The following is a 22530-nucleotide window of genomic DNA, read 5'->3' as shown; positions in this document are numbered from 1 at the left end:
CCGCTGGTTTAGTCCCCGCTTGAATCCCTTCAGCGCTCTGGCGCGGGCTTTGTTGCCACTGGCATGGCATCTGCATTGTTCTCTGGGCAACCGGTATTGATTGATCCGGTGACCATAAGAAAGACAAGAGTCGTCATGCACCGCGGTTTACAACTGCATGCTGTCCGTTCACGCGGCGCTCTCCGTCCCTTTTGCTCACTGATCCCGAACCGGCTCTCTGACAAGAATAATCACGGAGAAACACCCATGCGACTGACCAAGCGTTTCAGCCTTTTTGCCGCCGCTGCGGCCATCACTGCCAGCACGGCGGTGCTCGCGGCACCTACTTTCATCAACGTTTTGACGGGCGGTACCAGCGGCGTCTATTACCCGATCGGTGTGGCGCTGTCGCAGGTTTATGGCACCGGTATTGAGGGCTCGAAAACCTCCGTACAGGCCACCAAGGCGTCGGTCGAGAACCTCAACCTGCTGCAGGCCGGTCGTGGTGAGCTGGCCTTTGCCTTGGGCGACTCGGTGGACGATGCCTGGAAAGGTGTTGAAGAAGCCGGCTTCAAAGCGCCGCTGACCAAGATTCGCGCCATCGCCGCGACCTACCCGAACTACATTCAGATCGTCGCCAGCAAGGAATCCGGGATCAAAACCCTGGAGGATCTCAAGGGCAAGCGTATTTCCGTCGGCGCGCCGAAATCCGGTACCGAACTCAATGCCCGGGCGATCTTCAAGGCGGCTGGCCTGAGCTACAAGGACATGGGCCGCGTCGAGTTCATGCCTTACGCCGAGTCGGTCGAGCTGATCAAGAATCGCCAGTTGGACGCTACCCTGCAATCCTCCGGTCTGGGCATGGCGGCTATTCGCGACTTGGCCTCAATGGTGCCGATCACCTTCGTCGCGATCCCCGAGGATGTGGTCAGCAAGATTGGCAGCAGTGCCTATCAGGCGCGCGTGATTCCGGCCGGCACCTATGACGGCCAGGATCAGGATGTACCCACCGCTGCGATTATCAACATCCTGGTCAGCCATGACGGCGTCTCCGACGAGGTGGCCTACCAGATGACCAAACTGATGTTCGACAACCTGCCTCGTCTGGCCAACTCCCACTCCGCGGCCAAGGACATCAAGCTGGAAACCGCCACCGATGGCCTGCCAATCCCACTGCATTCGGGCGCTGAGCGTTTCTACAAAGAAGCAGGTGTACTCAAGTAGTCATCCATAGTGTGGGTTAGGCGCGCTGTTAGCGGCACACACTCTGTGCGCTCATGGGCGCGCCCTAATACATCCCTGGGGCAACGCCGACTACTGCCTGGCTTAAGCGACGCACCACGACAGTGTCGTGTGCAAGGCTGCTGTAGGGCCGCGCTAACCCGCGCGGCTTGTCCGAATCTACAGCGCCGCCAGGTATCTTTTTCAACTCACTGATGACATCGCCCACGTCGGGTGAGTCATTGCGTGAACGTCCGATTCTTCGCCCTTTGGGCGTTAGCGAAGGTATGACAGCATGAGTGAACATCAGGGGCTGAACGCCAGCCCGAGCGAGTGGCCGAAGGCGTTGTTCTATACCGCCTTGCTGTTCTCGACGTACCAGATCATCACGGCAGCCTTCCACCCCGTGTCCAGCCAGGTGCTGCGCGCAGGGCATATCGGCTTCCTGCTGCTGATGGTGTTTATCTGCTATCCGTCGCGTGGCACCGGGCGTCCCTGGCAACCGCTGGCTTGGTTGTTGGGTTTGGCTGGTATGGCCACCTTCGCTTACCAGTGGTACTTCGAGGCCGATCTGGTTCAGCGCTCGGGCGACCTGAGCAGCCTGGACATGGTGGTCGGGATTACCCTGACCGTGCTGATTTTCGAGGCCGCACGGCGGGTGATGGGCATCGCCTTGCCGCTGATTTGCGGGTTGTTCCTGCTTTACGGGCTGTTCGGTGAGTACCTGCCGGGTGATCTGGCGCACCGCGGTTATGGCTTCGATCAGATCGTCAACCAACTGTCCTTCGGTACCGAAGGCTTCTATGGCACACCGACCTATGTGTCGGCGACCTACATTTTCCTGTTCATCCTGTTCGGCGCGTTTCTGGAGCAGGCCGGGATGATCAAGCTGTTCACCGACTTCGCCATGGGACTGTTCGGTCACAAGCTCGGCGGCCCAGCCAAAGTCTCGGTCGTTTCCTCGGCACTGATGGGCACCATCACCGGTTCTGGCGTGGCCAACGTGGTCACCACCGGGCAGTTCACTATTCCGCTGATGAAGCGATTTGGCTACCGCCCGGCGTTTGCAGGCGCGGTAGAAGCTACGGCGAGCATGGGCAGCCAGCTCATGCCACCAGTGATGGGCGCCGTGGCGTTCATCATGGCCGAGACCATCAACGTGCCGTACATCGAAGTGGCCAAGGCCGCGCTGATTCCGGCCATGCTGTATTTCGGCGCAGTATTCTGGATGGTGCACCTGGAGGCGAAACGAGCCAACCTGCGCGGCTTGCCCAAGGATCAGTGCCCAAGCGCCTGGGGTGCGGTCAAGGAGCGCTGGTATCTGCTCATCCCGCTGCTGGTGCTGGTCTACCTGTTGTTTTCCGGGCGTACGCCGATGTTCTCCGGCACTGTCGGGCTGGCGTTGACGGCCATCGTGATCATCGGCTCGGCGATCATTCTCAAGGTGTCGTCGAAAGTCATGCGCATGGTTTTCTGGGTAGCCCTGGGGATTCTCTGCGCCGGGTTCTTCCAACTAGGCATTGGCGTGGTGTTCGGCGTCATCGCTGCGCTGGTCGCGGTGTGCTGGTTCGTCAAGGGCGGTCGCGACACCTTGCGCGCCTGTGTGCATGCACTGGCCGAGGGCGCTCGGCATGCGATTCCAGTGGGTATCGCCTGTGCACTGGTGGGGGTGATCATCGGCGTGGTCTCGCTGACTGGTATCGCCACGACCTTTGCCGGGTACATCCTTGCCGTCGGCCAGAACAACCTGTTCCTGTCGCTGGTGCTGACCATGGTCACCTGCCTGATTCTGGGCATGGGTATTCCGACCATTCCCAACTACATCATCACCAGCGCCATCGCCGCGCCGGCGTTGCTGGATCTGGGTGTGCCGCTGATCGTCTCGCACATGTTCGTGTTCTATTTCGGTCTGATGGCCGACCTAACGCCGCCGGTAGCGCTGGCCTGCTTCGCGGCGGCGCCAATCGCCAAGGAGAACGGCTTCAAGATCAGCCTGTGGGCCGTGCGTATCGCCGCCGCTGGGTTCGTTGTGCCGTTCATGGCGGTGTACGACCCGGCGCTGATGATGCAGGGCGACAGCTGGGGCGCAACGCTGTACATGTTCGTCAAAACGGTGTTTGCGGTCGGTTTGTGGGGCATGGCCGTGGTGGGTTACCTGAATGTGCGCATGGCCTGGTGGGAGCGACTGTGGGCGTTCGGCGCCGGCGTCGCGCTGATTCTGGCGATGCCGATCAGTGACGAGATTGGCTATGCATTGGGCTTCTTGCTGATCGCCCAGCACGTCTGGCGTGATCGCCGCGCCCAGCGCGTGGCGGCGGCGTGATGGGTCTGTGCCTGGGTTTGGCTGGGGCGGTATGGGCGCAAATGCCCCTGCCGTCCTTCACCCTGGCCTGGAACCACACGATCGAAAAGATCCGCTGGGAAGAGGACTACCGCGTCACGCCGGATGGGTTGTTGCTTGGCGAGGCGCGGGTGCGCGGCAGTGGTGCCGGCATGGAAATTCCGGACGGCGCGGTATTGCGTGATGGCGCCTGGCACTACCAGCGCCAGCTGCCACCTCTGCAACCGCTACGCCTCGGGCGCACACCCGAGGCTGGCGACTATCAACTTTGCGATGCCCAGGGCTGTAAGCCCTTCAGCGAGTGGCTCGGGCCACCGACGGCGAGTCAGCCCGCGGTGGAGTTGTGGAGTTGTGAGCTGGGCAGGTGAAAGGCGTAAGCGGAAGGTGAGCAGAGCTTTTGTGGGAGAGGCTTTAGCCTCGATTTTGCCTAGCTAGGCGTAAAGAGCTCGCGGCTAAAGCGGATCGCCGCCCGGCCCCTCCCACGAGATTGATGATGGCTCCCACGCTCCAGCGTGGGAGCCCAATCCAGGTCGCTCTGCGCCCGCCAGGCCTCGACATCGGACGCAGAGCGTCCCTGCAGGCATTCCCACGCGGAGCGTGAGGAACGATCAGATCGAACCACGCAGCAGATGACCACTTTCGCCTTGAAGCAGTCGCCCTGCCCGTCGTTTAGGGGTCAAGGCTGGCGGCGCATCTCTGCCAATTCTGTCCGCAAGGCCCTGAGCTCATCGAGAATCAGTTGCTCGCGCTGCACGCGCGCCTCGATCTCGGGATCCGGGCCTTGGGCGTCCTGCATGGCGTTGACGATCACCGCGATGAACAGGTTGAGCATCATAAAGGTGGCGATCAGTACGTAAGGGATGAAGAACAGCCAGGCATGCGGATACACCTCCATGATCGGTCGCACCGTGCCGCTCGACCAGCTGTCCAGGGTCATCATCTGGAACAGCGAATACAGGCTGGCGGTCAACGAGCCGAACCACTCGGGAAAGCGCTCGCCGAACAGCTGCGTGGCCATCACCGCCGACACATAAAAGATCAGACTCATCAGCATGATGATGCTGCCCATGCCAGGCAGCGACGCCAGCAGCGCTTGCACCACCTTGCGCATGCTCGGGTTGATCGACACCAGGCGCAGCACCCGCAAGACGCGCAATGCCCGCAATACGCTGAACGGCCCGCTGGCCGGCACCAGCGCGATGCCTACCACGATGCAATCGAACACCGCCCACGGATCTCGCAAAAGGCCGATGCCACGGGCCGCGAAGCGCAGCGCCAGCTCGATCACGAACACCGCGAGAATGAACATATCCACAGGCAACAAAAGCCAGCCCCACTCGCTGACGATCTCCGTCGAGGTGAGCATGCCGAGGATCGCGGCGTTGATCAGGATCAGCACGGTGATCAGGCGTTGCACGGGTTTGCCGTCCATAAACTGAGCCAGTTGCTGGCGCCAGGCGCTTGGAGCGTTCGGTGTGGCGATATCGGTCATGGTGGTGTCGACGGCTGCAATCGGGCTGCCGAGAGTAAATAAGCGAGGTGACGGAAGAAAGCGCGGCTGACTACTGGATTTTCGCTAAATGTGTAGGCGGCATGCGGGCTAGCGGGCGGCTATGTGTAAGTTTTTCTTCGCCCATGTGTAAATTTGCAGCGCACGCGTAGCTTTTACTGGCCAATTTTCGTACAGGTGGGTTGTGCCTGAGTGCTGCCGTTTTCCCGAAGCGGGATTGCTGAACGCCACTCGGATCTTTAGCCTGCGCTCTTTGCCACAGCCACGTGGCTTACCAGAGCGACGGATCACGGTATGAGCGAGCAGGTTGAAAACATCACCTACTACCTGGAAATGAACAGCCCCGACCAGTTGCGTGGCAAGGCGTTGCCGGACGATTTGCAGGTCGTCGAATGCCGGATCAAGCAGTTCCAGCTCAATCGCTTTCTCTACCAATTGGTGGGCGGGCCCTGGGAGTGGACGGACAAGCTGTCCTGGACAGATGGGCAATGGCGCGAACTGATCGAGCGTGACGAGCATCGCACCTGGGTGGCCTATCACCAGGGTGCCATCGCCGGTTACTACGAGTTGCAGCGTGACGCCGACGGCTCGGTGGAGATTCTCTATTTCGGCCTGGCCGAAGCGTTCTTCGGTCAGGGTTTCGGCGGCCCGCTGCTGACCCATGCGCTGCAATCCGCCTGGGCCTGGCCGGGTACCCGGCGGGTCTGGGTGCACACCTGCACCTTCGATCATCCCAGCGCCCTTGCCAACTATCAGGCCCGTGGGCTGCAGCTTTATCACCAGGAAGTCGAAGGCTGAGTGGCCATTCTGTAGTGACATCCCGGCAGCTCTGCTGTCGGAGATTAGGCGAGCCATATCAATGGTCACTGAACGGAGTCTTGTATGCCGATGCCTAGTTTGAAAATCCTGCCACTTTGCCTGCTGGTGCTGCCGTTCATGGCCACTGCCCAGCAGCAGATTCAACCTGGTCTCTGGGAAATCACTTCGAAGAACATGCAGCTCGGCGGCAAGGCGTTGCCGAGTAGCGATGTGATGTTGCAGCAGTTCAAGAACCTACCTCAGGCGCAGCGTGAAATGCTCGAACGGGCCATGGCCCAGCAGGGTATTCAGCTGGGCGACAAGGGCGTGCAGTACTGCATCAGCCAGGCGCAGGTCGATGCGCAGAACATTCCGCTGCAAGATCCCAATTGTAGCCAGCAGATCACTTCGCGTGACAATGATCGTTGGGTGTTCAACTTCACTTGTCCGCAGGGTCAGGGGCAGGGTGAGGCGCATTTTCTCGACGACAAGTCCTTCAGCTCCAAGGTCAGCGGCGAGTTCGACAGCGGTGCCGGCCGCCAGCAGGGCAGCATGGAGTCGGACGCCCGTTGGGTATCGGCCGATTGTGGCGCGTTGAAGCCGCGCCAGCCCTGAGTAATACGGGTAGCGTGGTTTGCACGAAGAGGCATTCGAGCTGAATGATGCAGTCCGCATTGAATTCCATGCTGGAATGGACTTGATGAAAAGTAAGAATTTTTCTTATTAGGCCTTCTCGCCTATGGTGAGCGCTCCAATGGAGCGCTCCATGACCCAGCATTGCTTCGCAAAGTTCGATAACAGCCGTGCCAGTGAATATGGCCGTCAGAGCCGTATTGCCCTCGCAGGATACGATGCCTGCCATGAGCTGGCTGCCTGCATGCTCAGCGTCAGTCTTGAGCAAAGCCCGGGTGCGCATCTGCTGGTGGTTGGGGCAGGTGGTACTGCGCAGGAAATCATTACCATGGCGGCTCTCGAACCGAGCTGGCGTTTCACGGCTGTAGATCCGTCGGCGGCGATGCTCGACACCGCTCGTGAGCAGTTACAGGCCCATGGTCTGCTGGACAGAGTCGAGGTCGTGCAGGGTACGGTCGATGACCTCCCCGCAGCTCAAGGCTACGATGCCGCGACATTGATTGGCGTCCTGCATCATGTGCCTGGCGATGATCCGAAGCGAGCGTTGCTGCTATCCATCCAGATGCGCCTGAAGCCATGCGCGCCGTTGATCGTCGCGGGCAATCACCATGCATATACCAGTCAGCCATTGCTGTTGAGGGCCTGGGCGGCACGCTGGCGCCAACAAGGTGTAGGTGCAGACGAGGTGCAGGCCAAGCTCGAGAAAATTCTGCAGGGTGCTGATCCACCTCGTTCCGAGCAAGCGGTTCAATGCCTGCTCCACGATGCTGGTTTTGCCGAGGGTACAAGGTTCTTCAGCAGCCTGTTCTGGGGCGCTTGGCTGACGCACAAAGTCTAGAGAATCGGCGAGATCAGCCGCGCTACGCGCATGCCCAGTTGTTGCAGGCGATGCACGTCGCGGCGGTCGGCGCCGATCAGTTCGCGGGACTGGCTGAAGTCGGTTTCCAGCATGGCCTCGACCTGACGGGCGAACTCGGCGTCGACCGTCACCAGAGTGATCTCGAAGTTAAGGCGAAAGGAGCGGTTGTCCAGGTTGGCGCTGCCCACTACGCCGATATCCTGATCGATCAGCACGACCTTCTGATGCAGGAAACCCGGCAGGTAGCGAAAGATCCTCACCCCGGCGCGCAGCGCTTCCAACGCGAACAGGCTGGACGCGGCATAGACGATGCGGTGATCCGGTCGCGACGGCAGCAGAATACGCACGTCCACGCCGCGCAGTACCGCCAGGCGTAGCGCGGCGAACAGGGCTTCGTCGGGAATGAAGTAGGGGCTGGTCAGCCAGATGCGTTCGCGGGCTGCGTTGAGCATTTCCACGAACAGCAGTGAGCAGGTTTCCTGGGCGTCCGCCGGGCCGCTGGTGATCACCTGGCAGAGCATGCCTTCATCCGGGTAGCGCTCCGGCAGCAGCAGCGGCGGCAGTTTACGTGTGGCCCAGAACCAGTCCTCGGCGAAGGATTCCTGCAGGCAAACCACGGCCGGGCCGTGCACTTCTACGTGGGTGTCACGCCATGGCGAGAGGCTCGGCTTCTCGCCGAGATACTCGTCGCCAACGTTATGACCACCGAGGAATCCCCGCTCGCCATCTACCACCACGATCTTGCGGTGGTTACGGAAGTTCAGCTGGAAGCGATTGAACAAGCTGCCGCCGGTGGGAAAGGCGTGCATATATACACCGCCTTCGCGCAGCAGTTTGATATAGCGCCGCGGCAGGGCATGGCTGCCGACTGCATCAAACAGGAAGTGCACCTGCACGCCGGCAGCTGCGCGTTCGAGCAATACTTCCTGCAGGCGGCGCCCAAGCTTGTCGTCGTGGACGATAAAGAACTGGATGAGGATCACCTGGCGCGCCTCGGCCAGCGCCTGGAAGATCGCCTCGAAGGTCGCCTTGCCATCGATCAGCAGGCTGACCTGATTGTTTGCCAGGCACGGCATGCGACCCAGCCGCGGCAGGGCGCGTAGCTTGCCGTAGGCTTCCGACTCACCAGCGGCGATGGCTTCTGCAACCCACGGTCGCCAGTCAAGGGCGGCCATGGCCTGGTGCATCTGTTTGTCCACCTGGCGGCGGGCTTCGATGTAGGCGTAAAAACGGCTACGCCCGAAGACCACGTAGGGCAGCAGCGTCAGGTAGGGCATGAAGAACAGCGACAACGCCCAGGCGATGGCGCCCTGAGCGGTACGTACGGTAAGGATCGCGTGCACGGCAGCTATCGCCCCGAGGCCATGAATCGCCGCGATCAGATAACCGAAGAAATGCTGTATGCCGAATTCCATTGCCGTTCGCTTATTGGCTGCTGTGCCAGCATAGACCACGCTATCGACACGACGTCACCGATAGAAATCAGCGTTCCACGTGAAACCCCGGCGATTCAGGCCGCCCGGTAGCCGGCGCTTCGCGATATCTGGGCGGCACTGGTCAGAAGGGTTTCACGCAGAGTTTGGCGATTGGCGTCGTCGTCCATCACGGCATCCGGCCCGGACAGATTGATGGCGGCGACGATATGCCCGCTGTGATCCCGTACCGGAGCGGCGATGGCGGTGGAGTAGTCCGAGCGATGCAGGACGAAGCCACGGGCGCGATCCTCGTCGCTCATGCGCAGCAGCTCCGGCAACGTCTTCGGTGCGGGGGCCGGGTAGCCGTCCAGGCGTACGTGTGCGTAGAGCCCCGCCAGAGCGTTTTCATCCAGCTCGCTGAGCAGTACGCGGCCCAAAGCGGTGACGTGGCACGGCAGGCGTGTGCCGATCGGCACGTTGACCGACAGTCGCTGGGCGGCGAAGGCACGGTACAGATAGACCACCTCGGTGTGTTCGCGGATGCCCAGATGGCAGGACATCGAGGTACGGTCGCGCAGGGTGTTGAGGTGCGGCATGGCGATATCCACCAGGTCGCGACTGGCCAGATAGGCGAAGCCGTCGCACAGCACCTGGGGGCCGAGTTCGTAGTTGTTGGTGCCTAGCTTGTTCAGGTAACCCATGTCGGTGAGGGTGACCAGAATGCGGTAGATGGCCGAGACGCTGACGCCCAAGCGTTCGGCGATGAGGTTGCTGCTCAGGCTGCGCTCGCTGGCATTGAACATCTGCAGGATGCCAAGCCCGCGTTGCAGCGCGGGGACGCGGTAGTCGGTCAGCTCTTCTTTATCGGCGGCCATGGGCGAATCTCGTTCATAGATGGCTCCCGCGTTCCGGCGTGGGAGTATCAGGTGCGTCACAGGGGCAGCAGCGGACGCGGAGCGTCCTTGGCAGGCGTTCCCACGTGGGAGCGTGGGAACGATCATCGGCCTTATTGCAGCGCTTCGATCCCCGCCGGCTTGCCACCGAACTCGTCCATGGCGTCCAGCAAGGCGCCCCACAGGTAGTGGGCGGAGGCGCGGTCGCAGAGAATGTGGAAGATCGGCAGGGCTTTCGTGCCGGCATTGACCACGATGGCATTGAGGCGCGCGATCGAGGTCTGGGCCACCGTGCTGACCGGAAAGGCGTCGGCGCGCAGGTCGACGCCGCAGACCTTGGCCAGCAGTTCCGGCAGGTGCGCACCGGTCAGTGCCAGCCAGGCGTGGCTATCCTGACGGGGCAGCAGATAGCAGGCCTGTTCGCTGTGCGTCCACGCCTGCTCTTCGGCGGCGATACGGGCGCCGCCATCGGTCAGGCTACCAAGCAGGAAGTACTCGGTCTGCGACAGCCGCAGCACCGCCTCGCCACCGTCCTGCACACGCGCCCGGTTGGGCATGTCTGGTAACTGATAGCCCCTGCCTTGCAGGTAGCTGGCGCTGTCGGCGCCACGGAAACCGACCCGTGGCAGGTTGCTCAGGTCGATCAGTGCGCAGCGTTGCAGTTGTTCGGTTTCGTCACCGCTGCCGTGGCGGGCAACGAAGAGCCGTTCACCGATCTGGGTCAGCTCGGCTTGGCCGTACAGGCTGTAGATAGGGCTGCGTTCGGCACAGCCCTGGATATTCAGGCTCATGGTCACAGCTCCTGACGCTTGGTTTGTGGATCGAAGAACGGCAGTTTCACCACGCTGGCTTGCACCACCTCGCCGCCTTCCACGCGAATTGGAATCTGCATGCCCGGCTCGGCCTGATCGGCGCCCGCGTAGGCCATGCCGATGATCGCGCCGACGGTTTCCGAGTACTCGCAGGACGTCACGTTGCCGCTGATATCCGGGCCCTTGAGCACCAGATGGCCTTCCAGCGGTTTGGCACTGCCCCTGGGCAGGGTGAAGCCCACCAGTTTGCGCTTGAGGGGCTGTGCTTCGAGAATCTCGATGGTGCGTTTGCCGACGAAGAAGGGCTTCTTGCGGCCGATGGCCCAGCCCATGTCGATCTCCGCAGGGTGGGTCATGCCATCGGTGTCCTGGCTGATGATCACGTGGCCTTTTTCCAGGCGCAGCAGGCGCTGGGTTTCCACCCCGAACGGGCGGATGCCCTCGGCCTTGCCGGCCTCCATCAGCGCATCCCAGAGGTGCTCGCCAAAGCGCGCGGGCACGTGGATTTCATAACCCAGCTCGCCCACGAAACCGACCCGCAGCAGCCGCGCCGGCACCCCGGCAACGCTGCCCTCACGCACGCCGAGATAGGGGAAGCCTTCAGCGTCAAGGTCGACATCGCTGCAGACCTTTTCCAGTACCTGGCGCGACAACGGCCCGGCCAGGTTGACCGCGGCGAAGGCGGCACTGACGTTGGCGATGTCGACGTTCAGGCGCCACTGCGCATTCCACTTGAGCATGCTGCGGTAGACGCGATCCACGCCGCTGGTGGTCGCCGATACGTAGAAGTGCTGCTCGGCCAGGCGGCAGGCCACCCCGTCATCGATCACCACGCCATCCTCGGCGGTCATCAGCGCGTAGCGGGTACGGCCGACGGCGAGCTTCTTGAAACCGAAGGTGTACATGCGTTCCAGCAGCTCGGCGGCATCCGGCCCGCGAATGTCGAGGCCGCCCAGGGTGGACACGTCGATCAGGCCGACCTTCTCACGCACATGGCGGGCCTCGGCTTGCATACAGGCTTCACGATCTTCTGCCTTGCCGTAGAACGCCGGGCGCTGCCAGACACCCGCGGGCATCAGCCTGGCGCCGAGCTCGACATGACGGCGGTGCATGGCGGTCTGGCGATAGGGGTCGAAGCCGCGGCCGGCGATGTGCGCGAGCTTCTCCGCCGAGAAGGGCGGACGGGCCGTGGTCACTCCGGTTTCGCTGACGCTACGACCGGTGGCATCGGCGACCAGGCGCGCCGTGGGCAGCGCCGAGTGACGCCCCTGGGACGGCCCCATGCCGACGGTGGAGAAGCGCTTGACCAGTTGCACGTCGCGGTAGCCGTGACGGGTGGCGTTGACGATATCGCGGATCTGCAGGTCTTCGTCGAAGTCGACGAATTCCTTGCCCTGGGGGTGGGCGAAGATCGGCCAGGGGAAGTTGACCCGGCTGTCGTCCTTGTCCGCGCCGTCTACCGGAGCGCCGCCCAGACCGAGGTCGACGAGGGCTTCGCTGGCGGCGCGCTGACCGTCGGCGATTACCCGCTGCAGGTCGTGACGGCCGTTCACCGAGCCGGCTACGCGGAGAATCTTCGGCAGGTTATGGATCGAGAACGCCGCATGTTCGTCGGCGTAACGCAGGCTGCCGCCGGCCTGGCAGAGCAACTGGTAGACCGGCATGTAACCGGCGGACATGCACAACAGGTCGCAATCGATCCGCGTGCTGGCCTCGGCCACCTTGCCTCGAGCGCTGATACGCCTGACGTCGACAGCGCTGATGTGGCGCGCGTGCTTGTCGGCGAGCGCTTCATACACGGTGTGGCCGGCGTGACAGGGAATGCCCTTGGCTTGCACCGCAGTGACCAGGCCGGGCGTATCGATACGCTCGCGCATGTCGACCACCGCGGCGACCTCCACACCCGCATCAAACAGGTCGAGGGCGGCCAGGTAGCCGTCATCGTTGCCGGTTAGTACCACCGCGCGCTTGCCTGGTTTCACCGCGTACAGGCGCATCAGACGCTGGGCGGCACTGGTCAGCATCACGCCCGGCAGGTCGTTGTTGCGGAAAATCACCGGCTGGTCGAAGGAGCCGCTGGCGATGATGCACTGCCTGGCGCGCACCTTGTACAGGCGGTTGCCCTGGATCACCGGCAGGTAGTTATCGGCGAACCAGGCGTTGCACAGGGCGTGGTCGAGCACGCGGATATTGGCATGGCCCTTCACCGCACTGACCAGTTCTTCACGCAGGCCCATGGCGGCGTTGGCGTCGAGGCCGAAGCGGGCGTAGGTCAGCGAGCCGCCGAGTACCGGGTTCTGTTCGATCAGCAGTACCTTGGCGCCGCCGTTGGCCGCGTGCAGGGCGGCGGACAGACCCGCGGGCCCGGAGCCGATCACTGCCAGGTCGCAGAACAGGTAGGCCTTGTCGTGGTAGCTCGGCTCGAACCCGAGGTCGAGCACGCCGAGGCCGGCCTTCTTGCGGATCAGCGGCTCCCAGCGCTTCCACATGCCCTTGGGCTTGTAGAACGCGCGGTAGTAGAAACCGACCGGCATGAACTTGGAAAACTTGCCGAGAATCGCGTCGCGTCTTCTCCAGGCTGCCATTGACGTTCTGTGGGGTGACGCTGATACCGGCAGCGATCGGGTGGTCGTCCGCCAGCACGTTGGGCTCGTTCGGCAGTTGCACCAGGGTGTTGGCGTCCTGGCCGGCCATGGTCAGCGGGCCCCGTGGGCGGTGGTACTTGAACGAGCGTGACAGCAGCCAACGACCATCGCCAGCCAGGGCGCTGGCGATGGTGTCGCCGGCAAAGCCCTGGCACGAGTTGCCGTCGAAGCTGAAGGTCAGTGGTCTGTTGCGGTCGATCAACAATCCCATGGGGGCGGGCAGGCGGTTCATTGGGCGGCCTCCGGTGCGGCGAAATCGACACGCTGGTCGAACAGTTCACGAGGGTCGAAGGTACGCAGGATCTCGTCGCTGCCGGTGTGGCGCTCGGCCAGGAACCAGTAGCTCGACGGCGTGTGCATCCACCATTCGGTGACCACACCGAGCAGGTTCTCGCTGTTGAACACGTAGTCGGCCCATTGCGCGACGCTGCAGGTCGTCGGGTCGGGCATGTGCTTGAGTTCGCCGCCGTAGGTGAATTCGCTGATGTTGCGCGGCCCGTTGAGCGGGCAAGTCATGATCTTCATTGGCTGTACCCGTCAGTGGCTGGCCGCCGTGGCGCCCATTTCGTTGACCTGCTGGAAGCGGCTGAAGCGATCCAGGCCGAACGGCGCGATCAGCTCCGGAACCTTGCCGCCGCTGGCGACCAGCTCGGCCATGGTCTTGCCGCAGATCGGCGTGGCCTTGAAGCCCCAGGTTCCCCAGCCAGCATCCAGGTAGTAGCCGTCAATGGGCGACAGACCCATGATCGGGCTGTAGTCCGGAGTCATGTCGGTGATGCCGCCCCACTGGCGCATCAGCTTGGCGTTGGCCATGAAGGGGAACATCTCGACTGCCGAGGCCAGCAGGCTCTCCTTGAGATCCAGGGTCGAACGGCTGTTGTACAGCGGGTAGGGGTCGGAACCTCCGCCAAAGACGATCTCGCCACGGCTGGTCTGCTGCACGTAGCAATGCAGGGCCGAGGAGCTCACCAGCGGATCGAGGAATGGCTTGAACGGCTGGGTGACCATCGCCTGCAGCGGATAGGTGTGGATCGGCGCCTTGATATTCAGCTTGTTCATCAGCAGCGAGCTGGTACCGGCCACCGCCTGCACCACGCAGCCGCACTGAATGGTGCCGCGGTTGGTCTTCACCGCGCGAATGCGCCCGCCCTCGACGACGAAGTCCTGTACCTCGGTGAGCTGGTGAATTTCCACCCCACGCTTGGCTGCGCCCTTGGCGTAGCCCCAGGCCACGGCGTCGTGGCGCGCGGTGCCGCCGTCGATGTGCCAGAGGCCGGCGAGCACCGGAATATGGCCGGGATCCAGATTCAGGCTCGGCACCAGCTCGCGGATCTGCTGGCGATCGATCATCTCGGTACGCCCGCCGAAGTGCTTGTTCACTTCGGCGCGCTGGCGGAACGCGCGCACGCTGGCGTCGGTGTGGGCCAGCGTGAGCTGGCCACGGCCGGAGTACATGATGTTGAAGTCGAACTCGTTGGAGAGGTTTTCGAACATCCGTACCGACTCGATGTAGAACTTCACCCCCTCGCTGGTCAGGTAGTTGGAGCGGATCACCGCGGTGTTGCGCGCGGTGTTGCCACCCCCCAGGTAGCCTTTCTCCAGCACCGCGATGTTGCTGATGCCGTGGTACCGCGACAGGTAGTAGGCGGTGGCCAGGCCATGCCCGCCGGCGCCGATGATGACCACGTCGTAGGAGGACTTGAGTTCCTTCGGTGCGGGCAGGTCGACCTCGACGGGATACTCCGACGACAGGCCGTATTTGAGCAGCGAGAAAGGCATCAGCGAGCCTCCTGAGTGGCTTGCCCGGTCTGCTGACGGGCGGCGAGGACGGTGTTGTGCATCAACATGGCGATAGTCATGGGGCCGACTCCACCGGGTACCGGGGTGATGGCCGCGGCTATGGGCTGCACGGCAGCGAAATCCACATCCCCGACCAGGCGGCTTCTGCCGTCTTCCTCGGTGCGGTTGATGCCGACGTCGATCACCACGGCACCGGGCTTTATCCAGCTGGCGCCGATCATTCTCGGGCGGCCGACGGCGGCGATCACGATGTCGGCCTGGCTGCACAGCTTCTGCGGTTCGATGCTGCGCGAGTGCACCACGCTGACGCTGCAGTTGGCCGCCAGCAGCAGCGCGGCCATTGGCTTGCCAACGATGTTCGAGCGGCCGACCACCACGGCGTGTTTGCCGGAAAGATCGCCCAGGGTGTCACGCAGCAGGCGCATGCAGCCGGCTGGCGTGCAGGGTGTCAGCACCGGTCGGCCCTGGCTCAGGCCGCCAACGTTCTCGCTATGGAAACCGTCGACATCCTTGCCAGGGTCGATGGCTTGCAGCACGCGCACTTCGTCGATGTGTGTGGGCAGTGGCAACTGCACCAGAATGCCGTGCACGGCCGGGTCGACGTTCAGCGCGCCGACCACGTCCAGCACCTCGGCGACACTGGCTTCGGCCGGCAGGCGATATTCGAGCGAGCGAATGCCGACTTCACCGGCGCGCAGCACCTTGTTGCGCACGTAGACGTGGCTGGCCGGATCGTCACCGACCAGCACCACGGCCAGCGCCGGCTCGATGCCCTGAGCGTGCAATTGCTCGACCTCTGCCTGTACGTCGGCGAGTACGCGGGCGGCCGCGGCCTTGCCGTCGATCAACGGGCTCATCGGAAGATCACCGTGCGGTCGCCATTGAGGAACACGCGGTGCTCGATGTGATATTTCACCGCTCGCGACAGCGCCACCGTTTCCGTATCGCGGCCAATGGCGACCAGGTCGTCAGGTCGCAGGGCGTGATCCACGCGCTGCACTTCCTGCTCGATGATCGGGCCCTCGTCGAGATCCGAGGTGACGTAGTGGGCGGTGGCGCCGATCAGCTTCACGCCGCGTTCGAACGCCTGGTGGTAGGGCTTGGCACCCTTGAAACCGGGCAGGAAGGAGTGATGGATGTTGATCGCTCGGCCAGCCAGCTGCTTGCACAAATTGTTGGAAAGAATCTGCATGTAGCGCGCCAGCACCACCAGATCGGTGCCGGTTTCATCGACGATCTTCATCAGCTCGGCTTCCTGCCCGGTCTTGGTGTCCTTGGTCACCGGCAGGTAGATGAAGCGGATGCCCTCGCGCTCGGCCATGGGACGCAGGTCAAGGTGGTTGGAGACGATGGCGGTGATCTCCATGTTCAACTCGCCCTTCTGATGGCGGTAGAGCAGGTCCGCCAGGCAATGGTCGAACTTGCTGACCATCAACAGTACGCGCGTTGGCTTGCTGGTGCTGTACAGGCCCCATGTCATCTCGAAAGCGCTGGCCACTGCGGCAAAGCCTTCCTCGATCTTCGCCAGGTCATCGGTCACGCCGGTGTTGAAACGGAATACCGCGCGCATGAAGAAGGTGCTGCTGACCTCGTCGTCGAATTGCGACATCTCGCTGATGTAGCACTGATGCTCGGCAAGAAAGGACGCCACCGCGGCGACGATGCCCGACGTGGCCGGGCAACTGATCTTGATCACGTACTGATTCTGGGCGTGCTGCATGTCGGATCCTCTGAAGGGTCGGCGGCAGGGAATTCTTCATGGGTGAATGCGTGGTTCGTCTATGAAAATATTTTCTTGTGACGAATCTAATTTTCTTGATGGTGATTTTTATAAGCGAATGCTTTGTTCGTGTCCATGCCTGTGGGGAATTTATTTATCCCCGTAGGAATTTATAGGATGTGGTCGCGAGGATAATGGCGAGGACGTCATCGCCGTTCCCGGCGCCAGTCCGCAGCCAGGTCGCGGGTTCGTCTCTGAGGCGAGAAAACGGAAGGAGGTATGCGCCACCAGCCATCCAGCTCTGTTCGACCTGGAAGGCGCGCTGGAAGAAGGGCGTTGAGTGCGACGTGGGCTGTTTAAGGTAGAAGCGGCCGTTCGCGTAACTTGTAGGAGGGGCTTTAGCCGCGAGCTTTTTATCAAGTGCGTAGGGTGGACAACGCTCTTTTTGTCCACCATTGCGATCGTAATGTGGTGGACGGATGAAGCGACGTCCACCCTACGCCTGAAGGCAGCTTCGAGGCGGAAGCAGCCGTTTGTTGATTGCTTTTGTGGGAGAGGCTTTAGCCTCGATCTTGCCTAGCTAGGCGTAAAGAGCTCGCGGCTAAAGCCACTCCCACGAGATCGCGACCGTCCGCTTCCGCTTATAGCCGCCGAATGAACTCGGCCTTCACTCTTTGCCGTAGTTCATGATCGACAGCAGGCGGATCGGAACCTGCACCAGCTGTTCCGGGCCGTGGGGGACTTCAGCGTCGAAGGTCAGGCTGTCGCCGGCCTGCATGGCGTAGAGCTGGTTGCCGTGGCGATAGACCAGTTCACCTTCGAGCAGGTGCAGGAACTCGGTACCTGGGTGAGAGAAGGTCGGAAACTCCTCGCTGGCATCGTCCATGCTGACCATATAGGCCTCGAAGCTCTTCTTCGGCCCGCGGGTATGGTTCAGCAGGTGATAGGTGTGACCCTTCTCGGTACCGCGGCGCACCACTTCCAGGCCTTCTTCGGACTTCACCAGCAGTGCACCGCTACCTTGCTGATCGTATTGGCTGAACAGCTTGGACATCGGCATGCCCAGCACATCGCACAGTCGGCTCAGGGTATCGAGGCTGGTGGATACCTGAGCGTTCTCGATCTTGCTGAGCATGCCCTGGCTGATACCGGCGATGCGCGCGACTTCGGCGATCTTCAGTTCCTGAGCCTGGCGCTGACGGCGAATCTGCATGCCCAGGTATTGCTCTAGTTTCAGGCGGGGTGGGATATCTGTCGGTTTGCTCATGCGAGGCCATTTTCTAATTATGAATAATAAATTCGCACCAGGAATGATCAGGCTGCTTCGCAACGGTGCACGCCGGGCGGTGTGAGATTCCTGCTATGAAAGCATTTTTCCTCTGCGGATAGAAGAAAACCCGCGCGGCAGCTGGCTCGCATGCGTTGTGCTGAAAATTGGCAAGTTGATTGCATTCTTATTGGGAAAGTTAATTTCCTAATCGGAATAATCATCGAGTCGACAGGAGGCACATGATGTTGCCAAGCGAAACCCAGCGGGTCATCGAGAAACACGCGATCAAGTATGTGCTTGCCCAGTTCGTGGATATCCATGGCTCGGCCAAGACCAAGTCGGTGCCGGTGTCCGGCCTCGAAGCGGTGGCGGAAGCTGGGGCAGGGTTCGCTGGCTTCGCCATCTGCGGCATGGGTATGGAGCCCCATGGGCCGGACTTCATGGCCAAAGGCGATCTGTCGACCTTGATTCCCGTGCCGTGGCAGCCGGGTTACGGCCGGGTGGTGTGCATCGGGCACGTCGATGGCGAGCCTTGGCCGTACGACAGCCGTTATGTCTTGCAGCAGCAGGTGGAGCGTCTCAAGGCGCGCGGCTGGACGCTCAATACCGGCCTGGAACCCGAGTTCAACCTGATGCGCCGTGACGCCAACGGCACCCTGCAGTTGGTCGACGCCAGCGATAACCTCGACAAGCCATGCTACGACTACAAAGGCTTGTCGCGCTCTCGCGAGTTTCTGGAAAAGCTGACGGAAGCGCTGCAGCCGGTCGGCTTCGACATCTATCAGATCGACCACGAAGACGCCAACGGCCAGTTCGAGATCAATTACACCTACAGCGACGCCATGGAGTCGGCTGACCGCTTCACCTTCTTCCGCATGGCGGCCGGCGAAATCGCCAACGATCTGGGCATGATCTGCTCGTTCATGCCCAAGCCGGATCCGAAGCGTGCTGGCAACGGCATGCACTTCCACCTGTCCATCGCCAGTGCCGAGAGCAAGAACCTGTTCTTCGATGCCAGCGACAAGAACGGCATGGGCCTGTCGAAACTCGCGTATCACTTCGCCGCCGGCTTGCTGGCTCACGGCCCTGCGCTGTGCGCCTTCGCCGCGCCGACGGTGAATTCCTACAAACGTCTGGTGGTCGGCAATTCGTTGTCCGGTGCCACCTGGGCTCCAGCCTTCATCGCCTTTGGCGCCAACAATCGCTCGGCGATGGTGCGTGTGCCCTACGGCCGCCTGGAGTTCCGCCTGCCGGACGCCGGCTGCAATCCGTACCTGGTCAGCGCCGCGATCATCGCCGCTGGGCTGGACGGTATCGACCGGCAACTGATGCCCGATCAGATCTGCAACGAAAACCTCTACGCACTGGGCCTCGAAGCGATTGCCGCGAAAGGCATCAAGACCCTGCCGCAGTCGCTCAAGGAAGCCTGCGACGCGCTGGAGGCTGACCCGCTGTTTGCCGAGGTCATGGGCAAGGAGATCGTCGGTGAGTTCATCAAGCTCAAGCGCATGGAGTGGGTGGAATACAGCCGCCACGTCTCCGACTGGGAGATCAAGCGCTACACCGAATTCTTCTGACCCGACCGTCTCTTCAACCGTTTCCGGCGCCCGCCCGTGGGTAGGGCGCCCTCTGCCCAGGAGTTTTTAGCTATGTGTGGAATCGTGGGGCTTTACCTGAAAAATCCGCAGCTAGAATCGCAGCTCGGCAAGCTGTTCGAACCGATGCTCGAGGCCATGACCGACCGCGGCCCGGACAGCGCCGGCTTCGCCATCTATGGCGATGAAGTGGCCGATGGCTGGGTCAAGCTGACCCTGCAGGCGACCAGCGAAGGGTATGACTTCAAGGCACTGGTTGCCGCGCTACAGGGCAAGCTCGGTGCCGAGCTGGACTGGTTCCAGAACGCCAGCGCCATGGTTCTGAAAATCAAGGCCGAAGAGCCCGTGATGCGTGCCGCGCTGGCTGAACTGGCGCCGACCGTGCGCATCATGAGTGCCGGACAGAGCATCGAGATTCTCAAAGGTATGGGCTTGCCCCGAGAGATTTCCGCGCGTTTCGGCCTGGCGTCGATGAAGGGCAGCCACATCATCGGCCATACCCGCATGGCCACCGAAAGTGCCGTGACCATGGAGGGCAGCCACCCGTTCTCGACCGGTGCCGACCTGTGCCTGGTGCATAACGGCTCGCTGTCCAACCACTTCCGTCTGCGTCAGGAGCTGCGCCGCGAAGGCATTCATTTCGAAACCGAGAACGACACCGAGGTCGCTGCCGGCTACCTGGCCTGGCGTCTGCAGCAGGGCGACTCCCTGAAACAGGCTCTGGACAACTCACTGGAGGCCCTCGACGGCTTCTTCACCTTCGCCATCGGCACCCGCAACGGCTTTGCGGTGATCCGCGACCCGATCGCCTGCAAGCCGGCGATCCTCGCCGAAACCGATGACTACGTCGCCATGGCCTCCGAATACCAGGCGCTGTCCAGCCTGCCGGGTATCGACAAGGCCAAGGTCTGGGAGCCCGCTCCCGCCACCCTGTACATCTGGGAACGCAAGAAGGAGCACGCAGCATGAAAACCATCGACCTTTCCAGCGCCAGCGTGCGTGACCTCAACCAGGCGCTGCATGACCAGGTCAAGGCGGTCAGCGATCGCGAGTGGCTGGTCACCCACCCCAACGGCGCCCACAACCTCGCGGTTGGCGTCAACGAAGCCATCTCCATCGATATTCAGGGGCATGCCGGCTACTACTGCGCGGGCATGAACCAGAAGGCCTCGGTCACCGTGCACGGCAACGTCGGCGTGGGCTGCGCCGAGAACATGATGAGCGGCTACGTGCGGGTCAAGGGCAGCGCCTCGCAGGCTGCCGGTGCCACCGCCCATGGCGGCCTGCTGGTGATCGAGGGCGATGCTGGCGCACGGTGTGGCATTTCCATGAAGGGCATCGACATCGTGGTCGGCGGCAGCATTGGCCACATGAGCTGCTTCATGGGCCAGGCCGGCAGGCTGGTGGTCTGTGGCGACGCCGGCGATGCGCTGGGCGATTCGCTCTATGAGACGAAGATCTTCGTCAAAGGCAGTGTCGAGTCACTGGGTTCCGACTGCATCGAAAAAGAAATGCGCGCCGAACATATTGAGGAGCTGCAGGTGCTGCTCAATCGCGCCGGTTTCAAGGAGAACGCCGCCGATTTCAAACGCTACGGCTCGGCTCGCCAGCTGTACAACTTCAAAGTCGATAACGCCAGCGCGTACTGATTCAGGAGCATCATCATGAGTGACAAGCAACCTCCCGTTCTGCGCGAGTCGGCCACCTTCGATCGCCTGACCATCCAGGAAATCCAGCGCGCCGCCGAGACCGGTATCTATGACATCCGCGGTGGTGGCACCAAGCGCAAGCTGCCGCACTTCGACGACCTGTTGCTGCTCGGCGCCAGCGTGTCGCGTTATCCCCTTGAAGGCTACCGCGAGAAATGCGGTACCGACGTCATTCTCGGCAACCGTTTCGCCAAGAAGCCGCTGCACTTGAAGATTCCGGTAACCATCGCCGGCATGAGCTTCGGCGCGCTGTCGGCCAATGCCAAGGAAGCCCTGGGCCGTGGCGCCAGTATCGCCGGTACCAGTACCACCACCGGTGATGGCGGCATGACGCCGGAAGAGCGTGGTCAGTCCCAGCATCTGGTCTATCAGTACCTGCCGTCACGCTACGGCATGAACCCCGACGACCTGCGCAAGGCCGACGCCATCGAGATCGTCCTCGGCCAGGGCGCCAAGCCAGGCGGCGGTGGCATGTTGCTCGGCATGAAAGTTACCGAGCGCGTCGCCGGCATGCGTACCCTGCCAATTGGCGTGGATCAGCGCAGTGCCTGTCGCCACCCGGACTGAACCGGGCCGGACGACCTGGCGATCAAGATCGCCGAACTGCGCGAAATCACCGACTGGGAAAAACCCATCTACGTGAAGATCGGCGCCAGCCGCCCTTACTACGACGTCAAGCTGGCGGTAAAGGCCGGTGCTGACGTGATCGTCCTCGACGGCATGCAGGGGGGCACCGCAGCGACTCAGGAAGTGTTCATCGAGCACGTTGGTATCCCGATTCTGCCGGCCATTCCGCAAGCCGTGCAGGCGCTGCAGGAAATGGGCATGCACCGCAAGGTTCAGCTGATCGTCTCCGGTGGCATCCGCAACGGTGCCGACGTGGCCAAGGCCATGGCGCTGGGCGCCGATGCCGTGGCCATCGGTACGGCCGCGCTGATCGCCCTGGGTGACAACCACCCGCGCCTGGACGAGGAGTTGAAGAAAATCGGTTCAGCCGCCGGTTTCTACGATGACTGGCAGAACGGCCGCGACCCGGCCGGTATCACCACCCAGGATCCGGAGTTGTCCAAACGCCTCGACCCGGTCGAAGGTGGTCGCCACTTGGCAAACTACTTGCGTGTGCTGGTGCTGGAAGCCCAGACCATGGCTCGCGCCTGCGGTAAGTCGCACCTGCACAACCTCGACCCCGAGGATCTGGTGGCGCTGACCGTAGAGGCCGCCGCCATGGCGCGGGTGCCGCTGGCGGGCACCAACTGGGTGCCCGGGCAGGGTTACTGATCACACCCATCAGCCGGCCTTTCCGAGAGGAAAGGCCGGCTTTTGTGCACAT

At 62.2% G+C, this 22530-nt stretch carries 18 protein-coding genes and 2 pseudogenes; 10 read left to right on the top strand and 10 right to left on the bottom strand.

Features of this window, described 5'->3' with window-relative positions; genetic code table 11:
• The first annotated feature begins 246 nt into the window (after positions 1 to 246).
• The 3 genes from ACZ0AI_RS17260 to ACZ0AI_RS17250 all read left to right on the top strand — a co-directional run bounded on the left by ACZ0AI_RS17260 (position 247) and on the right by ACZ0AI_RS17250 (position 3909).
• Entirely contained in the window at positions 247 to 1203 is a 957-nt protein-coding gene (locus ACZ0AI_RS17260; RefSeq protein ID WP_463562922.1) for a TAXI family TRAP transporter solute-binding subunit, read from the top strand.
• A 292-nt stretch (positions 1204 to 1495) separates the two neighbouring features.
• On the top strand, positions 1496 to 3523 hold the full coding sequence (locus ACZ0AI_RS17255) for a TRAP transporter permease (protein WP_463562921.1): 2028 nt from the start codon (positions 1496 to 1498) through the stop codon (positions 3521 to 3523).
• Positions 3520 to 3909, top strand: coding sequence for a DUF1850 domain-containing protein (locus ACZ0AI_RS17250; RefSeq protein ID WP_463562920.1), 390 nt, complete (start codon positions 3520 to 3522; stop codon positions 3907 to 3909). The genes ACZ0AI_RS17255 and ACZ0AI_RS17250 overlap by 4 nt, the downstream gene beginning before the upstream one ends.
• Before the next feature lie 308 nt (positions 3910 to 4217).
• Here the strand turns inward: ACZ0AI_RS17250 and ACZ0AI_RS17245 are convergent, their stop codons facing one another.
• Complete coding sequence (locus tag ACZ0AI_RS17245) at positions 4218 to 5033, bottom strand: ion transporter (RefSeq protein WP_463562919.1); 816 nt, start codon at positions 5031 to 5033, stop codon at positions 4218 to 4220.
• Positions 5034 to 5345: 312 nt separating this feature from the next.
• Here ACZ0AI_RS17245 and ACZ0AI_RS17240 point away from each other — a divergent pair, with 312 nt between their 5' ends.
• From ACZ0AI_RS17240 to ACZ0AI_RS17230, 3 genes are all read left to right on the top strand, one after another.
• Positions 5346 to 5849 (top strand): GNAT family N-acetyltransferase, encoded by a 504-nt coding sequence (locus tag ACZ0AI_RS17240; protein ID WP_463562918.1) that lies wholly within the window; start codon positions 5346 to 5348, stop codon positions 5847 to 5849.
• Positions 5850 to 5933: 84 nt separating this feature from the next.
• Positions 5934 to 6464 carry a DUF3617 domain-containing protein gene (locus ACZ0AI_RS17235; protein WP_463562917.1) on the top strand — a complete coding sequence of 177 codons (531 nt, stop codon included), beginning with the start codon at positions 5934 to 5936 and terminating at the stop codon, positions 6462 to 6464.
• A 151-nt stretch (positions 6465 to 6615) separates the two neighbouring features.
• Positions 6616 to 7320 (top strand): class I SAM-dependent methyltransferase, encoded by a 705-nt coding sequence (locus ACZ0AI_RS17230; protein ID WP_463562916.1) that lies wholly within the window; start codon positions 6616 to 6618, stop codon positions 7318 to 7320.
• Here the strand turns inward: ACZ0AI_RS17230 and cls are convergent.
• From cls to ACZ0AI_RS17185, 9 genes and pseudogenes are all read right to left on the bottom strand, one after another.
• Positions 7317 to 8756, bottom strand: coding sequence for a cardiolipin synthase (cls, locus tag ACZ0AI_RS17225; RefSeq protein WP_463562915.1), 1440 nt, complete (start codon positions 8754 to 8756; stop codon positions 7317 to 7319). The two genes, ACZ0AI_RS17230 and cls, sit on opposite strands and share 4 nt — an antisense overlap.
• A gap of 95 nt (positions 8757 to 8851) precedes the next feature.
• The gene (locus ACZ0AI_RS17220) at positions 8852 to 9631 is read right to left on the bottom strand and encodes an IclR family transcriptional regulator (RefSeq protein ID WP_463562914.1); all 780 of its coding nucleotides are present in this window, start codon (positions 9629 to 9631) and stop codon (positions 8852 to 8854) included.
• Positions 9632 to 9762: 131 nt separating this feature from the next.
• On the bottom strand, positions 9763 to 10374 hold the full coding sequence (locus ACZ0AI_RS17215; protein ID WP_463565962.1) for a sarcosine oxidase subunit gamma: 612 nt from the start codon (positions 10372 to 10374) through the stop codon (positions 9763 to 9765).
• Between the two features lie 68 nt (positions 10375 to 10442).
• Positions 10443 to 13338 (bottom strand): annotated as a pseudogene (locus tag ACZ0AI_RS17210) (2Fe-2S iron-sulfur cluster-binding protein).
• Entirely contained in the window at positions 13335 to 13631 is a 297-nt protein-coding gene (locus tag ACZ0AI_RS17205) for a sarcosine oxidase subunit delta (protein ID WP_042553471.1), read from the bottom strand. Before ACZ0AI_RS17205 ends, ACZ0AI_RS17210 begins: the two are co-directional and overlap by 4 nt.
• Positions 13632 to 13643: 12 nt before the next feature.
• Complete coding sequence (locus ACZ0AI_RS17200) at positions 13644 to 14885, bottom strand: FAD-dependent oxidoreductase (protein WP_463562913.1); 1242 nt, start codon at positions 14883 to 14885, stop codon at positions 13644 to 13646.
• Positions 14885 to 15763: a bifunctional methylenetetrahydrofolate dehydrogenase/methenyltetrahydrofolate cyclohydrolase FolD gene (folD, locus tag ACZ0AI_RS17195; RefSeq protein WP_463562912.1), complete on the bottom strand. Its 879-nt coding sequence runs from the start codon at positions 15761 to 15763 to the stop codon at positions 14885 to 14887. The genes ACZ0AI_RS17200 and folD overlap by 1 nt, the downstream gene beginning before the upstream one ends.
• Positions 15760 to 16626 (bottom strand): formyltetrahydrofolate deformylase, encoded by an 867-nt coding sequence (gene purU / locus ACZ0AI_RS17190; protein WP_225836610.1) that lies wholly within the window; start codon positions 16624 to 16626, stop codon positions 15760 to 15762. Before purU ends, folD begins: the two co-directional genes overlap by 4 nt.
• Positions 16627 to 17293: 667 nt before the next feature.
• Positions 17294 to 17893 carry a helix-turn-helix domain-containing protein gene (locus ACZ0AI_RS17185; RefSeq protein ID WP_225836608.1) on the bottom strand — a complete coding sequence of 200 codons (600 nt, stop codon included), beginning with the start codon at positions 17891 to 17893 and terminating at the stop codon, positions 17294 to 17296.
• Between the two features lie 245 nt (positions 17894 to 18138).
• Between ACZ0AI_RS17185 and glnT the strand changes: the two genes are divergently transcribed.
• The 4 genes and pseudogenes from glnT (at position 18139) to ACZ0AI_RS17165 (ending at position 22478) form a co-directional block, all read left to right on the top strand.
• The gene (gene glnT, locus ACZ0AI_RS17180; RefSeq protein WP_225839565.1) at positions 18139 to 19473 is read left to right on the top strand and encodes a type III glutamate--ammonia ligase; all 1335 of its coding nucleotides are present in this window, start codon (positions 18139 to 18141) and stop codon (positions 19471 to 19473) included.
• A 72-nt stretch (positions 19474 to 19545) separates the two neighbouring features.
• A complete protein-coding gene (locus ACZ0AI_RS17175; protein WP_463562911.1) occupies positions 19546 to 20460 on the top strand; it encodes a class II glutamine amidotransferase in 915 nt (304 codons plus the stop codon).
• Positions 20457 to 21140 carry a GltB/FmdC/FwdC-like GXGXG domain-containing protein gene (locus ACZ0AI_RS17170; RefSeq protein ID WP_463562910.1) on the top strand — a complete coding sequence of 228 codons (684 nt, stop codon included), beginning with the start codon at positions 20457 to 20459 and terminating at the stop codon, positions 21138 to 21140. Before ACZ0AI_RS17175 ends, ACZ0AI_RS17170 begins: the two co-directional genes overlap by 4 nt.
• Positions 21141 to 21155: 15 nt before the next feature.
• Positions 21156 to 22478: pseudogene (locus ACZ0AI_RS17165) on the top strand (FMN-binding glutamate synthase family protein).
• Positions 22479 to 22530: the final 52 nt, after the last annotated feature.

It is taken from the genome of Pseudomonas sp. AC355 (assembly GCF_979258205.1).
Note: the sequence above shows the minus strand (reverse complement) of the source record. Positions and strands in the feature narration are given on the sequence as shown.

Bases quoted from the DNA above. Each gene is read 5' to 3' on its own strand.
- ACZ0AI_RS17255 (WP_463562921.1), top strand. From the start codon at position 1,496: ATGAGTGAACATCAGGGGCTGAACGCCAGCCCGAGCGAGTGGCCGAAG.
- ACZ0AI_RS17220 (WP_463562914.1), bottom strand. From the start codon at position 9,631: ATGGCCGCCGATAAAGAAGAGCTGACCGACTACCGCGTCCCCGCGCTG.
- purU (WP_225836610.1), bottom strand. From the start codon at position 16,626: ATGCAGCACGCCCAGAATCAGTACGTGATCAAGATCAGTTGCCCGGCC.
- ACZ0AI_RS17260 (WP_463562922.1), top strand. From the start codon at position 247: ATGCGACTGACCAAGCGTTTCAGCCTTTTTGCCGCCGCTGCGGCCATC.
- ACZ0AI_RS17245 (WP_463562919.1), bottom strand. From the start codon at position 5,033: ATGACCGATATCGCCACACCGAACGCTCCAAGCGCCTGGCGCCAGCAA.
- ACZ0AI_RS17230 (WP_463562916.1), top strand. From the start codon at position 6,616: ATGACCCAGCATTGCTTCGCAAAGTTCGATAACAGCCGTGCCAGTGAA.
- folD (WP_463562912.1), bottom strand. From the start codon at position 15,763: ATGAGCCCGTTGATCGACGGCAAGGCCGCGGCCGCCCGCGTACTCGCC.
- ACZ0AI_RS17175 (WP_463562911.1), top strand. From the start codon at position 19,546: ATGTGTGGAATCGTGGGGCTTTACCTGAAAAATCCGCAGCTAGAATCG.
- ACZ0AI_RS17185 (WP_225836608.1), bottom strand. From the start codon at position 17,893: ATGAGCAAACCGACAGATATCCCACCCCGCCTGAAACTAGAGCAATAC.
- ACZ0AI_RS17170 (WP_463562910.1), top strand. From the start codon at position 20,457: ATGAAAACCATCGACCTTTCCAGCGCCAGCGTGCGTGACCTCAACCAG.
- ACZ0AI_RS17205 (WP_042553471.1), bottom strand. From the start codon at position 13,631: ATGAAGATCATGACTTGCCCGCTCAACGGGCCGCGCAACATCAGCGAA.
- ACZ0AI_RS17200 (WP_463562913.1), bottom strand. From the start codon at position 14,885: ATGCCTTTCTCGCTGCTCAAATACGGCCTGTCGTCGGAGTATCCCGTC.
- glnT (WP_225839565.1), top strand. From the start codon at position 18,139: ATGTTGCCAAGCGAAACCCAGCGGGTCATCGAGAAACACGCGATCAAG.
- ACZ0AI_RS17240 (WP_463562918.1), top strand. From the start codon at position 5,346: ATGAGCGAGCAGGTTGAAAACATCACCTACTACCTGGAAATGAACAGC.
- cls (WP_463562915.1), bottom strand. From the start codon at position 8,756: ATGGAATTCGGCATACAGCATTTCTTCGGTTATCTGATCGCGGCGATT.
- ACZ0AI_RS17235 (WP_463562917.1), top strand. From the start codon at position 5,934: ATGCCGATGCCTAGTTTGAAAATCCTGCCACTTTGCCTGCTGGTGCTG.